The 14,355-nt window shown below is 35.2% G+C and carries 17 protein-coding genes and 1 other annotated feature; of the genes, 10 read left to right on the plus strand and 7 right to left on the minus strand.

From position 1 onward, the window contains the following. Position 1 precedes the first annotated feature (1 nt). The 5 genes from BW732_RS10540 to BW732_RS10555 all read left to right on the plus strand — a co-directional run bounded on the left by BW732_RS10540 (position 2) and on the right by BW732_RS10555 (position 3,920). Positions 2-850 (plus strand): sugar ABC transporter permease, encoded by an 849-nt coding sequence (locus tag BW732_RS10540; RefSeq protein WP_077276694.1) that lies wholly within the window; start codon positions 2-4, stop codon positions 848-850. A 12-nt stretch (positions 851-862) separates the two neighbouring features. Continuing rightward, complete coding sequence (locus tag BW732_RS10545) at positions 863-1,699, plus strand: DUF1189 domain-containing protein (RefSeq protein WP_077276695.1); 837 nt, start codon at positions 863-865, stop codon at positions 1,697-1,699. A 182-nt stretch (positions 1,700-1,881) separates the two neighbouring features. After that, complete coding sequence (rpsN, locus tag BW732_RS10550) at positions 1,882-2,151, plus strand: 30S ribosomal protein S14 (RefSeq protein ID WP_077276696.1); 270 nt, start codon at positions 1,882-1,884, stop codon at positions 2,149-2,151. 29 nt (positions 2,152-2,180) lie between these two features. Next, complete coding sequence (locus tag BW732_RS11380; protein WP_126844034.1) at positions 2,181-2,288, plus strand: putative metal homeostasis protein; 108 nt, start codon at positions 2,181-2,183, stop codon at positions 2,286-2,288. A 66-nt stretch (positions 2,289-2,354) separates the two neighbouring features. Beyond that, positions 2,355-3,920, plus strand: coding sequence for a metal ABC transporter solute-binding protein, Zn/Mn family (locus BW732_RS10555; protein WP_126844061.1), 1,566 nt, complete (start codon positions 2,355-2,357; stop codon positions 3,918-3,920). A 71-nt stretch (positions 3,921-3,991) separates the two neighbouring features. Here BW732_RS10555 and BW732_RS10560 read toward each other — a convergent pair whose 3' ends face one another. After that, on the minus strand, positions 3,992-4,525 hold the full coding sequence (locus tag BW732_RS10560) for a DUF2179 domain-containing protein (RefSeq protein WP_077276698.1): 534 nt from the start codon (positions 4,523-4,525) through the stop codon (positions 3,992-3,994). 166 nt (positions 4,526-4,691) lie between these two features. Here BW732_RS10560 and BW732_RS10565 point away from each other — a divergent pair, with 166 nt between their 5' ends. Then, positions 4,692-6,350: a glycerol-3-phosphate dehydrogenase/oxidase gene (locus BW732_RS10565; RefSeq protein WP_077276699.1), complete on the plus strand. Its 1,659-nt coding sequence runs from the start codon at positions 4,692-4,694 to the stop codon at positions 6,348-6,350. 60 nt (positions 6,351-6,410) lie between these two features. Here BW732_RS10565 and BW732_RS10570 read toward each other — a convergent pair whose 3' ends face one another. The 3 genes from BW732_RS10570 to deoC form a co-directional block, all read right to left on the minus strand. Continuing rightward, the gene (locus BW732_RS10570; protein WP_077276700.1) at positions 6,411-7,109 is read right to left on the minus strand and encodes an alpha/beta fold hydrolase; all 699 of its coding nucleotides are present in this window, start codon (positions 7,107-7,109) and stop codon (positions 6,411-6,413) included. A gap of 12 nt (positions 7,110-7,121) precedes the next feature. After that, positions 7,122-7,940, minus strand: a complete 819-nt coding sequence (locus BW732_RS10575; protein ID WP_077276701.1) for an NUDIX hydrolase — start codon at positions 7,938-7,940, stop codon at positions 7,122-7,124. Positions 7,941-8,075: 135 nt separating this feature from the next. Further along, positions 8,076-8,729, minus strand: coding sequence for a deoxyribose-phosphate aldolase (gene deoC / locus BW732_RS10580; RefSeq protein WP_077276702.1), 654 nt, complete (start codon positions 8,727-8,729; stop codon positions 8,076-8,078). A gap of 181 nt (positions 8,730-8,910) precedes the next feature. Further along, positions 8,911-9,165: a binding site (T-box leader), on the plus strand. Between the two features lie 76 nt (positions 9,166-9,241). On the opposite strand from deoC, the gene BW732_RS10585 reads away from it, so the two are divergent. From BW732_RS10585 to BW732_RS10600, 4 genes are all read left to right on the plus strand, one after another. Beyond that, positions 9,242-10,279 (plus strand): methionine ABC transporter ATP-binding protein, encoded by a 1,038-nt coding sequence (locus BW732_RS10585; RefSeq protein WP_077276703.1) that lies wholly within the window; start codon positions 9,242-9,244, stop codon positions 10,277-10,279. Beyond that, complete coding sequence (locus BW732_RS10590; protein ID WP_077276704.1) at positions 10,272-10,961, plus strand: methionine ABC transporter permease; 690 nt, start codon at positions 10,272-10,274, stop codon at positions 10,959-10,961. The genes BW732_RS10585 and BW732_RS10590 overlap by 8 nt, the downstream gene beginning before the upstream one ends. A gap of 19 nt (positions 10,962-10,980) precedes the next feature. Next, positions 10,981-11,823 (plus strand): MetQ/NlpA family ABC transporter substrate-binding protein, encoded by an 843-nt coding sequence (locus BW732_RS10595; RefSeq protein ID WP_077276705.1) that lies wholly within the window; start codon positions 10,981-10,983, stop codon positions 11,821-11,823. A 154-nt stretch (positions 11,824-11,977) separates the two neighbouring features. Continuing rightward, the gene (locus tag BW732_RS10600; protein ID WP_077276706.1) at positions 11,978-12,235 is read left to right on the plus strand and encodes a hypothetical protein; all 258 of its coding nucleotides are present in this window, start codon (positions 11,978-11,980) and stop codon (positions 12,233-12,235) included. Positions 12,236-12,307: 72 nt separating this feature from the next. Here the strand turns inward: BW732_RS10600 and lrgB are convergent, their stop codons facing one another. The 3 genes from lrgB to BW732_RS10615 all read right to left on the minus strand — a co-directional run bounded on the left by lrgB (position 12,308) and on the right by BW732_RS10615 (position 14,345). After that, positions 12,308-12,994 carry an antiholin-like protein LrgB gene (gene lrgB / locus BW732_RS10605; RefSeq protein ID WP_077276707.1) on the minus strand — a complete coding sequence of 229 codons (687 nt, stop codon included), beginning with the start codon at positions 12,992-12,994 and terminating at the stop codon, positions 12,308-12,310. A gap of 2 nt (positions 12,995-12,996) precedes the next feature. Further along, positions 12,997-13,464, minus strand: coding sequence for an antiholin-like murein hydrolase modulator LrgA (gene lrgA, locus BW732_RS10610; RefSeq protein WP_077276708.1), 468 nt, complete (start codon positions 13,462-13,464; stop codon positions 12,997-12,999). Positions 13,465-13,613: 149 nt separating this feature from the next. Then, the gene (locus BW732_RS10615) at positions 13,614-14,345 is read right to left on the minus strand and encodes a LytR/AlgR family response regulator transcription factor (protein ID WP_077276709.1); all 732 of its coding nucleotides are present in this window, start codon (positions 14,343-14,345) and stop codon (positions 13,614-13,616) included. Positions 14,346-14,355 lie beyond the last annotated feature (10 nt).

Raw genomic sequence — 14,355 nt, forward strand, 5'->3', positions numbered from 1 at the left:
AATGAAGAAAGCACATTCTGTTAAACGTGATCGATTTTTAAGTCACTTTTTTACCTACTTATTCTTAATCATCTTATCGATTATTATTATTTACCCGCTTCTAATTACTATTAGTACAGCTTTTAAAGCAGGAAATGTTGGTGCCTTTAGCTTGGATTTTAGCGGTAATTGGACGCTAGATAATTTTAAACGATTATTTTCAGAAACTCTTTATGGTACATGGTATAAAAACACCTTAATTATTGCGATTAGTACAATGTTCTTCCAAGTATTAATTATTACATTAGCTGGTTATACTTATAGTCGGTATCGGTTTGTTGGACGGAAAAAAAGTTTGAAATTCTTCTTAATTATTCAAATGGTTCCAACTATGGCCGCTTTAACAGCCTTTTATGTTATGGCGTTACTGTTAAATGCTTTAGATCAACCATGGTTTCTAACCATGATTTATATTGGTGGCGGTATTCCGATGAACACTTGGCTGATGAAAGGGTATTTTGATACAGTACCAATCGATTTAGACGAATCAGCTAAACTTGACGGTGCCGGTCATTTTAGAATTTTTTGGCAAATTGTGTTACCATTAGTCAAACCAATGATTGCTGTTCAGGCGTTGTGGGCATTTATGGGACCATTCGGTGATTTTATGTTAGCTAAATTCTTATTACGGACCCCAGAAAGTATCACTGTTGCGGTTGGATTACAGACCTTCATCAGTAATGCTCGTGACCAAAAAATCGCCTTATTCTCTGCTGGTGCGATTTTAATTGCTTTACCAATTTCAATACTGTTTTTCTTCCTTCAAAAGAACTTTGTGTCTGGTCTTTTATCTGGAGGAACAAAAGGTTAGGAGACGTGTATCATGAAGTCAAATCATTTTCCTGTATCATACATCGCCAATTGTTTTACAATTAAGCGGATGTTTATTGGCCGTCGAAGTTTATCTTGGTGGCAACTGATTTTTGTGATGATTTTTTTAATGCTTGTCATGATGAATCCAGTCGCTTTAAATGCTAAAAGCTTGCCGTTTATGAATTTGGCTGATGTCACACCGACATTAATTAAGGATTTAGAAGATAATCCAGGTAATTTAAAAGCCATTCAGCAATTAGAAATTAAAGATAATCAGTTAGTCACTAATCAAGTAGGGGTCACAGCACCTCAAGTTGGTGTGGAATTATCTGATCAGGAACAGGAGAAACTAGGGACTGGCTTATTATTTAATCAAAAGCAATTGATTTTGAAAGATGATAATGGGTTAAGTTTTACGTTAGTTTATCCGGATGACATAATACTTAGTGAGTTAACGGATACGAAGCAATTAATAGAACAATTAAATACTATTTGGAATCAACAAACGACTAGTTACCGAATCCTAGCAACTGTTAGTTTAATCGGTTTACTCTTGGTTGTTAGTACATTGATTTTAATTTTAGGTTCAAGCTTCTTTATCTGGTTAACACGTAAAAATCAATTTTCAACCATTCGAACCTTTAAAGAGTCACTAAATATTGTAGTCAATGCGTTGTTTATTCCAACTGTGGTAGCCGTTTTGAGTGGTTTTATTTTGTATGATTTAACGTTGATGTTGACTATTCAGGCACTAGGTTTAGCAGTAGTTGTTATGTTAATTTTTATTAAAACAAAATTTAATGATGGTATGGCTAAAACAGGCAAGATGATTAGTGGTCAACCTTAGCTAATAGCAACAATGACTGGCGTGATTTACTTTAATCACGTCAGTTTTTTAGTATAAATAAGCGAAGATTAAAACATGAACAAAATTTCATGTTTTTTTTATTGACTTCCGACTATAATATGGTATTCTAAATTTTGTAAATCGTAAATGTTACGATTTGTAAAGTCTGAGGAGGATGTTATATGGCACGAAAAGCGAAACTAGCAAAAGCGCAAAAACAGCAAGCGTGTATTGCTCATTATAGTGAACGACGGGAGTCTTTGAAAAAAGCTGGAGACTATCAAGGATTAGCTAAATTACCCGTTGATTCACGTCCAACACGATTAAAAAATCGAGATTGTACAGACGGAAGACCAAGAGGATATTTAAGAAAATTTGGTATCTCACGAATTACGTTTCGTGAGTTAGCCTTAGCTGGTGAATTACCAGGCGTTAAAAAAGCAAGTTGGTAATACTTAACTATCGAAAAGGAGGTAGGGACATGGAAAAAACGGATCTATCAAGTGCTTATCGGCGACTAAAAAGTCCCAATATTAAAACACGCAAGCGAGCATTAAAAATCATCAAAGCATTTAAACGAGCAAAATAAATTAATTAATGAAAGAGTGATAATGTGAAAAAAATAGTGAGTTTAGGAGTATTAGTGTTGGGATTGATGACTTTAGTAGCTTGTGGTACTCAAGTAAAAAATACTAAAGCAGCTAAGTCATCAACTGATAATCAGCCATTACAAGTTATGACAACTTTTTATCCAATTTATGATTTTGTCTCACATATTATTGGTGAAGAAGGCAAAGTTGAGTTGTTGATTCCTACAGGGACTGAAGCACACGATTATGAGCCGACGGCAAAAGATATGGCGAAAATTGAACAAGCAGATATTTTTGTGTATCATCATCCTGAAATGGAATCTTGGGTAAAGAAAGCTAAATCATCTTGGAAAAAGGGTGAGCCCAATGTGATTCAAGGAACTAAAGATATGTTATTGTTACCTGGTACAGACCATGAGCATGAACATGATAGTGCCCATGAGACGCACGAATCAAGTCATCATGATGAAGATAGTCACAATGAACACGATGATGAGCAAGCAGATGATAGTCACGGACACAGTCATGCACTCGACCCCCACACTTGGTTAGCGCCAAGTCTAGCAATTAAAGAAGTTCAAAGTATTACTAAACAATTATCAGAGCTATACCCATCGAAAAAGTCAAACTTTGAAAAAAATGCAGCGGCATATATCGAAGAACTGACAACATTAGATAAATCTTATCAAGCGGAACTTGGTCAAGCTAAGAATAAAACGTTTGTCACTCAACATGCGGCATTTGGTTATTTAGCATTAGAATATGGGTTAACACAAGTACCAATTGCTGGTTTAACCCCACATGATGAGCCGACACCAGCTAAATTAGCGACATTAAAGAAATATATTGATGAGCAACACATTAAGTTTATTTATTTTGAAGAAAATGCAACAGATAAGATTGCTAAAACATTAGCTAATGAAACAAATGTTACATTAGAAAGTTTAAATACGCTAGAAGGATTATCTGAAGAACAAATGAAAAATGGTGCAAATTACGTATCAGTGATGACGGATAACTTACATGCGTTGAAGAAAACAACAGCAACAGCATCGAAACAGGAAAAATCCGGTCAAAAAGCAACCATTGAAAAAACGGTCTATAATGGTTATTTTGACGATGAAGCAGTCAAAGATCGACCACTATCAGATTATGCAGGCGACTGGCAATCTGTTTATCCTATGTTACAATCAGGTGCTTTAGATGATGTTTTTGAAGTAAAAGCCAAAAAATCTGGTGATATGACTGCTAAAGAGTATAAAGCTTATTACGACAATGGCTATAAGACAGATGTTGATAAAATTACGATTCAAAAGAATAAAATGACGTTTGAAGTTGATGGTAAAAAGCATACTTATACCTATCATTATGTCGGAAAAGAAATTTTAACTTACAAAAAAGGGAATCGTGGTGTTCGATTCTTATTTGAAACAGATAATTCATCTGCTGGTCCTTATAAATATGTTCAGTTTAGTGATCATAACATTGCACCAGTAAAAACAGATCATTTCCATATTTATTTTGGTGGTGAGAGTCAGAAGAAACTTTTAGAAGAAATGGATAATTGGCCAACATATTTCCCAGCAGATTTGACAGAAGCTGAAGTGGCACAAGAGATGATTGCACATTAAGTAATCAGGTATCTAGACTTAAAAACACTCCTAACTGCCTGAAAGAATAGGCAGTTAGGAGTGTTTTATTTTTAACGGAAATCTTTTTTTACTCGCTTGGTCCAAAAGCCACCTGAGATGTATTTTGGTTCATAAGAGATGATAAAAGCTTTTTCATCCAATTCTTTAATCATTTTATAAAGGGCACGTTCAGTTTTTCTAGAGGACAAAATTTCTAAGATGAGACGTTCACCATCACGACCATCACCAATTGATTGAGTAACACCATAACCCGCATCGCGAATAGTACTTACTAAGTTTTGATTAGTGTCACTTCTTGGTAAAATAACTGTTATCATGATATATCCGAGAGCCAAATAGTCTTCAATCTTAATTCCAACGCTAATACCGACAGCGTAACCTAAAGCATAAACAAAGATATTAATGGGATTATCCATTTTATCTAATACAAGTGACAGACCCACGATGTAAACGATAATTTCAATCATACTGACTAGTGGGGCAATGATTCGATACCCTTTCATTGTAAGCATAAATCGGACAGTGTTCAGTGTGATGTAACAAAAATTAATCGTAAAAATCATAATAAGAGTTTTAATTTCCATGATGCGTTCCTTTCAGCCGTTAACGGGTGCTATTATTTAGATTTCATAATAGCACATTGAATAAAAAAATTAAATTAGAAAATGTCCATAAGAATAAAACATATATATAAGGTACAGTTTATGTTAAAATAAAAGTGTAGTATAAATGGTTATTGGAGGAATGATAATGATGTTTTCAAATGATACAAGACTGGCCAACTTGCAAGAAATGGCTGAGAAAAAATTAGATGTATTCGTTATCGGTGGTGGAATCACTGGGGCCGGCATAACATTGGATGCGGTTACACGTGGTTTGTCAGTCGGCATGCTTGAGATGCGTGATTTTGCTTCAGGAACTTCTAGTCGTTCAACTAAATTAGTTCATGGTGGTTTACGTTATCTCGCTCAATTTGATGTGAAAACAGTGGCTGAAGTTGGCCAAGAGCGCGCAATTGTATATGAAAATGCGCCACATGTCACAACACCTTTAAAAATGATGTTACCATTTTATGATGGTGGGACATTTGGTTCGTTCACTACTAGTATTGGTTTAGATGTCTATGACCGTTTAGCACGTGTAAAAAAAGATGAGCGTAAATTTATGTTGGATCCATCTGATTCATTGAAACGTGAACCGTATTTAAAACAGGATGGTCTTAAGGGGACAGGAGTATATGTTGAGTATCGCACAGATGATGCGCGCTTGACTTTAGAAGCAACTAAAAAGGCAAGCGAGCTAGGAGCTTTAATTGCCAATTACACTAAAGTGACAAAACTCCTTTATAGTCAAGAAACTGGCGATATTATTGGCGTACGTGCATTAGACTTAATTAACCAAGTTGAGTATCCTATCTATGCAAAACGTGTAATTAACGCGTCTGGTCCATGGGTGGATCGCTTTAGAGAATTAGATGGTTCTAAAAATAAAAAGCATTTGCACTTAACTAAAGGTGTGCATGTCGTTGTTGACGGTGACAAGTTCCCAATTTCCAATGCGATTTATTTTGATACACCTTATCATGATGGACGCATGATGTTTGCCATTCCACGTGAAGGAAAAGTATACATTGGTACAACTGATACGTTCTATGAAAAAAATCCATCTGAACCAACTATTTTAATTGAAGATATTCTTTATATTATTAATGGTGCTAGCCAAATGTTTGATATTGAGCCATTAACTGTTAATGATGTTGAATCTGCTTGGGCTGGTGTTCGTCCATTAATTAATGAAGATGGAAAAGACCCTTCAGAAATTTCTCGTCGTGATGAAATTTTCCATTCTGAAAGTGGTTTGTACTCAATTGCAGGTGGTAAATTAACTGGTTACCGTAAGATGGCAGAAGAAATTGTTGATAAAGTAATGAAAGACCTAGAAAAAGTAGAAGGTATTCCATTTGTTGCTTGTCAAACGGTTGAATTACCTTTATCTGGTGGTGATTTAGGTGGCAGTTTAGGCTTTGAAGGATTTACTGAGCAAATGGTTAAGCGAGGGATGACTAATTTTAACTTACCAGAAGAGCAAGCAACTTGGTTGGTTCATCATTATGGCACGAACGTTGAAAAGGTCTTTAACTATTTGATGGAAGATAATACAACTGAACTAGATGATGTTGATTATGCTATGTTACGTTATGCAATGAGTGATGAGATGGCATTACATCCAATTGATTTTCTGTTAAGACGAACTGGCTATATGCTCTTTAATATCGACAAATGTCTTGATATTCAAGAAGCTGTTTTAAACGTGATGTCTGATTATTATAATTGGACTGATGGTACTTATGAAGAAATGGCAAGCGAATTAGCTGATGAAATTAAACGTCACACAGTTTATAGCTACTAATCAATAAGCCAAAAAACTTACTAGACTAATCCATAATTAGGATTTAGTTTAGTAAGTTTTTTAATTCATTAAAAAGTTTAATGACAATCGGTTAAAGATAGTTGGTTTTAACAAAGGTATGGAATGCAAGCATCGAGGGATAACCTCTAACTGCATATTGGGTATGGGTTGAATATAGTCCAACATACTTTTAGGAGTGGTAATATCGTGATCTCCAATAACCACTAATGTTGGTGGCTCCCAAGTAAGACGCTGTCTATCGGTAATAGGTATGTTGAGCATAGCTAAGCGTAAGACTCTAGGAATTTTTTTTAAAGGCAAAAGATTATTCGTGACATAGTAAGCAGTATCCATCATCCAGCGTTGGCTAGGTTTTAGTTGCTCATAGGTCATATTCGGAGAGGCTAAAATAAGTTTATCGCAATGGCTAGGATACTTTGCTCCAAATGCAAGTGCAATATTCGCACCATCACTAAAGCCAATAAATGAAGTTTTCTTAAGGTCTTCATTTTTTAGAATAGCTAAAATATCTAACATAATATCTTGATAGTTTAAGTCTTGGGCATTGTTTGACGACCGTCCATGATCCCTTGTATCCATTAAAATGAGTTGGTAGTGCTCTTTAAAAAAGGCCATTTGCTGATAAAAATAGTCATGGCTATTACTATTTCCATGAATAAAGAAAAGTGGTGCTCCTTTACCAAGAATTTTGTAATAAATATGTGTTCCATCAAATGATGAAACAATTTTTTCAGACATAGCAAAGACTCCTTATTGACGTGTTTTTAATTGGTAAATTTTTGATGGACGTCCAACACCAATAGCTTTTTGACCAACTTCATCGAGATAAGGTAGTAAGGCTTTTTTAAAATTTGAATGATCTATTTCTTGATAGTCAATCCCAAGAAATTTTGCATATAACTTTCGTGCTTGAGTAATCGTAAATGATTCACCAAGAACCCGCAAAACTTGTGGTTCATGATACATTTTATTGCAGACACGATTAAACGCCTTAGTTACAATATCCGCATGGTCAAAAGCCAAGGAATCTCGGCCTAATGATTCACCATTTAACAAGTTTAGTTTAATTTGTGCTTTTTTTGAATTACTTAGTGTTAACAAATTAACGGAACGCTTTACAGAGAACCAAGAAGCGTCCGATGTTTTTTGACCAGCGGTGAGTGGTTCTTCACCAATAAAGGCCAAATAGCTAACAGTAATCACCCAACCACGGGGATCTCGTCCGGGAGTACTGAAGGTATGTAGTTGTTCAATATTATTTTTAGTAATTGATACACCCGTTTCAGCAAATGTTTGACGAATACAGCTATCGGCAGTTGATACGTGTTGTTGAACAAAACCGCCAGGCAGAGCCCATGAATATTGGAATGGGTGAGTATTTCGTTTAATTAGTAAAACTTTTAAATCATCTTCTTCACGGTTGTAACAAAATAAGACTATATCGACTGTTACAGATGGTACATCGTGAGTGGGAAAATGTTGTTGTTTATACCAAGTTAAAAATTCATCCTCAGAGACTTGAGTTTCATAATAATGCTTTTCCTCTAAGGAGTTATTAAATGACGACATAACAAACGACCTTTCTTTAAACAATTAATCATACTGTAAGATTATCATTTTAAAGCAAAAAAATCATCTGTTTCTTATTTGATTTCCAAAAAAAGCCAAAAAGAGGAACAGTTGGTAGACTGTTCACTCTGACTTTTAGCGGACGATTTTAGATCCTGCACTAGTTCCTAGACGAGCTGCGCCCATTTCAAGCATCTTCATCGCATCTTCTTTAGAACGCACACCACCAGAAGCTTTGACTTGTGCTAGGTCTTTAACAGTATCTTTCATTAGTTTAACATCTTCAGGAGTGGCACCACCCGTTGAAAAACCAGTTGAGGTCTTAACAAATTCAGCTCCAGCATCGACAGCTAATTGGCAAGCACGAACTTTTTCATCATCAGTTAAGAGACAAGTTTCAATAATAACTTTGACCAAAGCTTTTTTCTTGCATGCTTTGACTACAGCAGCAATATCAGCTTTCACTGCGTCATCATTACCAGCTTTTAATTCACCAATATTAATGACCATATCAATTTCAACTGCTCCGTGTTTCATGGCATCTTTAGCTTCATAGACTTTTGTTTCAGTTGTATTAGCGCCTAAAGGAAATCCGACAACAGTACATACGTTAACATCAGTGTCTTGTAGTAATTCGTGGCATAACTCCACCCAGTAAGGATTGACGCAAACTGAAGCGAAACCTAATTTTTTGGCTTCTTTACATAGTAATTCAATTTCACTGCGTGTCGTACCTGGTAATAAAGTGGTGTGGTCGATAAATTTGGCTAAATCGGTAAATTTTGTCATGGTAGTAGCTCCTTTAATGTGTTTTTATATAAATGATGTTCTGATATTATTTTAACATTTAACTACTTAAAAGTCATAGTTTAATAGTCGTTTCATCCGTCAATATCTAAAAATAAAATTAATCAAAAAAATGGTTGACAGTGATGTTAGGATTTGCGATAATAAACACAATATTGAATAGAACATAGCATTGAGAAGGAGAGTACCTACTAGATACTTTTTAAAGAGACCTCGGTTGGTGAAAAAGAGGATGAGTGTGAGTAGCGAAAATGGCCTTTGAGCATAAACAAATGAGCAGTTGGTTAATTTGTTTCGGGAGTTCCCGTTATCGGACAGCAGTATTGAAAGACTCGATTCTTGCGTACTGAGTAAGGTTACTATTGTGAAATAGTAACGAATTAAGGTGGTAACACGAAACAACGCTTTCGTCCTTTGTTTACTTTTAGATTAAAAAGTAGATAAAGGACGGAGGCTTTTTTTAGTGGCAAGTGAATAAAAATAGGGGGTATATTATGAATATCATTCAATTAAAACAAGCGACAAAAACATTTAAGACAAAAGATACCATCGTCAATGCGGTTGACAAAATTGATTTAGCCATTGATAAAGGCGAAATTTTTGGCATTATTGGTTATTCAGGAGCTGGTAAAAGTACCTTGATTCGTTTATTAAATAATCTTGAAACGCCAACATCTGGTGAGGTAATTATTAATGGAGAGCAAGTCAGTCAATTAAAGGGTAAGGCATTACGAGAGTTTAGAAAAAAAGTTGGTATGATTTTCCAACATTTTAACTTGTTATGGTCGCGTACGGTTAAAGAAAATATTATGCTGCCACTAGAATTAAGTAATGTTCCAAAAGCCGAGCGTGAAAAACGCGCACTCGAATTAATTGCTTTGGTTGGTTTAGAAGGTCGTGAAAATGCTTATCCCAGTGAATTGTCTGGTGGTCAAAAACAACGCGTCGGAATTGCCCGAGCACTGGCAAATGAACCAGAAATTCTACTTTGTGATGAAGCTACAAGTGCTTTAGATCCACAAACAACAGATGAAGTGCTAGAGTTACTATTAGCGATTAATAAAAAACTAAATTTAACAATTGTTTTGATTACACACGAGATGCAAGTTATCCGTAAAATTTGCCATCAGGTAGCTGTGATGGAAGCGGGTAAAATTATTGAGATGGGTAAAGTTTTAGACGTCTTTAAAAATCCTAAATCAGCTGTCACTGCTAACTTCGTGAAACAAGATGCAGTTACCGATGAAGAAGAAAGTGCTGATACCTTGCGTTATCTGACACAAGCTTATCCAGATGGCATGCTTGTACGGTTGATTTTTGAGGGAGAAAAAGCTGCAGAGGCAGTTATCAGTAAAGTGGTGCGTGAGTACCCAATCGATATTAATATTCTACAAGCATCGATTCGTCAAACTAATCAAAGTTCATTTGGAACAATGCTTGTGCAAGTAACTGGTGAGTCCAAGTTATTAAGTGAAACACTCGTCTTTTTTGAAAATAACGGTGTAGGAGTTGAGGTGATTCAATATGGATAAGAGTTTTACAGAAATGTATTTTAATTGGTCAGAAATTCAACCGGATGCTTTCATTCAAGCGACGAAAGAAACACTGTATATGACAATTGTATCAACTGTTTTTGTGGCAATCTTAGGCTTGATTATTGGCTTAATGCTCTTTTATTTTAGCCGTAACAAAAAACCATTGAATCGCTTTTTATATTTAGTGGTCTCACTTATCAGTAATACTTTTCGGTCAATTCCTTTTATTATTCTAATTATTTTACTGTTTCCTTTAACGAAAGCTTTAATTGGAACAATGTTAGGACCAACGGCAGCATTACCAGCATTAATTATTTCTGCCGCACCTTTTTATGCACGTTTAGTAGATATTGCTTTTCGAGAAGTTGATTCTGGTGTGCTTGAGGCAAGTGAGGCGATGGGCGCAACAAAATGGCAGATTATTTACAAAGTATTAATTCCGGAAAGTTTACCAGCACTCGTATCGGGTATTACGGTGACGACGATTACAATGATTGGTTTTACAGCAATGGCTGGTGCAATTGGCTCAGGTGGTCTGGGAGCCTTGGCTTATCAAGGTGGTTTTATGGGAAATAAATACACAATTATTATGCTTGCAACAGTATTAATTTTAGTATTAGTGTTTATTATTCAATGGATTGGTGATACAGTAGTCAAACGATTAGATAAACGAGCGTAAATTATAGGAGGAATAGAAGATGAAGAAAAAAATTCTAGCATTAAGTTTATTAAGTTTAGTAACAATTGGTTTAGTGGCATGTGGCGGAAAAGACACTGGCAAAGACTCATCAAGTAACAGTAAATCAGACGACAAAACGATTGTTGTGGGAGCTTCACAAACACCGCATGCTGAAATTTTAGAGCAAGTCAAGCCTGTCTTAAAAGAGCAAGGGTATGATTTAGAAATTAAAGTCTTTAATGATTATATTTTACCGAATAAAGTTTTAGCAGAAAAAGAAATTGATGCAAATTACTTCCAACATATTCCTTATTTCGATAAAGAAGTTAAAGAGAAAAATTATGACTTTGCTAATGCGGGACCGATTCACTTAGAAAAAATGGCATTTTATTCACAAAAAATTAAAGACATCAAAGACTTACCAGATGGTGCAACAATTATTGCTAGTAACTCACAAACCGACTGGGGTCGTATTATCACTATGTTGCAAGATGCTGGTTTAGTTACGGTTAAAGAAGGTACTGATTTAACTAATGCGACGTTTGATGATATTGAAAAAAACCCTAAAAATTTAAAATTTAAATATGATATTGATCCAGCTATTTTAGCAACGGCTTACCAAAATAATGAAGGGGATATGATTGCAATTAATGCTAACTTTGCGGAAGGTATTGGCTTGAATCCAGAAAAAGACGGTTTATTAGTTGAAAAAAACAATTCACCTTACGCGAATATTATTGCTGTTCGTTCGGAAGATAAAGATAGTGATAAAACACGTGCCTTAGTCGAAGCGCTACATGATGAAAAAGTGAAAAAATTTGTTGATGAAAAATGGAAAGGTACCATTACAATTATTGACTAATTGAGTGGAACTTTTACAGGTAATAAAGTGTTAAAAAGAGGAGGTTGACCCGAAAAAGGGCAACCTCTTTCTAAGCTTTTGCTTGTTTCTTTATTGATAGTCCGTTAAAATGAAACACAATAACTAGACGCTTAAAGAACGGAGGAAATGACGTATGGACCGTTTAAAACAATTACCAGATAAATTACATCGACGATATATGATTGTATTAATAACCTATTTACTGATTTTAATTGTCAGTGCTATTGTATTTAATATTAATATAATGTTTTGTTTATTAATTGCATTAGGCATTTTAATGGATATTTATTTTATTCCTAAAGCAACAACAGGTAAAAAGAAATGGATTATTTGGGATATTTTCTTTTATAGTTTGACGCTTCTAGCTATAATTTACCTCAATACAAAATAAAGCCACTAAGTCACAACGTCAATGTTGTGTGCTTAGCGGCTTTATTTTTTCAAAAATCTTATTGGGGGTAAGTTAAGCAATTCCTAATAGTGTCGCTGAAATAGGCACTACAATCACAGTAATAATACCAATAATGACGACTGAGATACTAGCCATAGCTGTTTCAGTTTCACCCATTTCCATAGCGACAGCCACACCAAGAGCGTGTCCCGCAGCGCCAAGGGCTAGTCCTTTTGCGATTGGGTCTGTTACACGGAAAAATTTAAGTGCAGCTTGTCCGAGTGCAAAGACAATAACAGCGTTAAAAATAACGGAGAAAGCAGTGATTGACGCAATTCCACCAACTGATTCGGCAACAGGAATCGCAATCGCAGTTGTTGCTGCTTGTGGTAAAAGAGATGCCATCATTTGAGAGTTCATCGCAATTAATTTTCCAACACCAACAATACTAATAACTGAAATTAATGAGCCAATAGTGATAGCTGCCGTAATTTCGAGCCAATATGTTTTTAGCACATCCCGTTTTTTATAAAGTGGAATCGCAAAAGCAATTGTTGCGGGTTCTAAAAAGAAGCTAATCATTTTTCCCCCTTCATTGTATTGCTCATAGCTAATGCCAGTAACTTTTAAGACAAGCACACCTAGAATCATTGCAACAAACAAAGGTGTGAACAAAAAGAATTTATTGGTTTTTTTGAATAAATATGTGCCAATCCCGAAAACGACAAATGAGATGATAATTCCAACGTATGGGGTCATGATTAACGTACCTCCTTCATTTGAACAGACTTAGTAGCAAAGACTGCTGATTTTTTTGTGGGTGCTTTTTTAGCGATTGTTGCGCGACGTGCTTTTAATAAATAACTGGCACTCCAACCAGTTAGAGCCAATAGGACAAATGTGGCAACAAAGATGATTAAGAGAATTTGGCTCCCAGAAGTTTTCATTAAATCGAGTGAATTAATTAAAGAAATACCAGATGGTACAAATAAGAATGAGATGATAGTTGAGAGATTATTGCTCAAACCTTCGACTTGTTCTAGTTTAACAATATTGGTGCATAGGGCAATAAAGAGTAAGATTAATCCAATGACAGAGGCTGGCATCGGAATTGGTAAAATGAATGATAGGCCATTTGAGATTAAAATAATGAGTGAAAAAATAAAGGCTTGTTGTAAAAAAGGTGTTGCTTTTACTTTTACTTGAGTATGTTGTGTAGGTGTTTCCATGATTATTCGCTCCCTTTCTCTTTGACATGTTTAGTATATAAGAAAGCCCTTTATTTGTGCTGAAATTAACGTCAATTGCTAAAATTGATACGCTAATTACATAAAAAAGAACCTGAAATACATGATTATTTCAGGTTCTTTTAGTTTATTTAATTTAGACCAAAACGCTCTTTTAACTGTTTTACATATGAGCGACTGACAGGTACTTTTAACTCATTATCAAGGGTAACTTGTAGAGTATTATTAAACCATGGCTGAATTTCTTGGACCTTTGAGGTGTTTAAAATATAGCTACGATGTGTTTTTAAAAAGAAATCCGGTGGTAATTTTTTCTCAATCCCACTTAAAGTACCAGTTGTTTGATAGACGTCGTTTTTAGTATGGACACTTAGTTCGCGGTCATCAACCGATACCAGATAAATATCAGTCGGATGAATCAAATAAATGCGATCATCGCCTTGAATCGGGAGTGCTTCAAGAGTTGGCGAAGTGGATAGCTGATTAATAGTATGGCTCGTTTGTTGATTTGTCGCTACAGCTTTATCTAAAACCGCATGGATTCTTTTTTCATCAAAAGGTTTGAGTACGTAATCATTGGCATTAACTTGAAAGGCTTTTAAAGCATAGTCATCATAGGCAGTAGCAAAAATTAAATATGGCGGTTGCTTTAATTTAACTAATTTCTCTGCTAAATCAAAGCCACTTTCATCTGTAAGATGGATATCTAAAAACAGAATATCTGGTTTTTGGTCCATCATCGCATTCATCGCTTCTGCTACAGAGTCAGCCTCAGCGATGGTTTGGATTTTTGGATGCTGTGAGACTAAATAATGTAATTCTTCACGAGCTAATGGTTCATCATCAACAATTAAGACATGCATAATGACGACT

It is taken from the genome of Vagococcus penaei (assembly GCF_001998885.1).
GTDB lineage: Bacteria > Bacillota > Bacilli > Lactobacillales > Vagococcaceae > Vagococcus > Vagococcus penaei.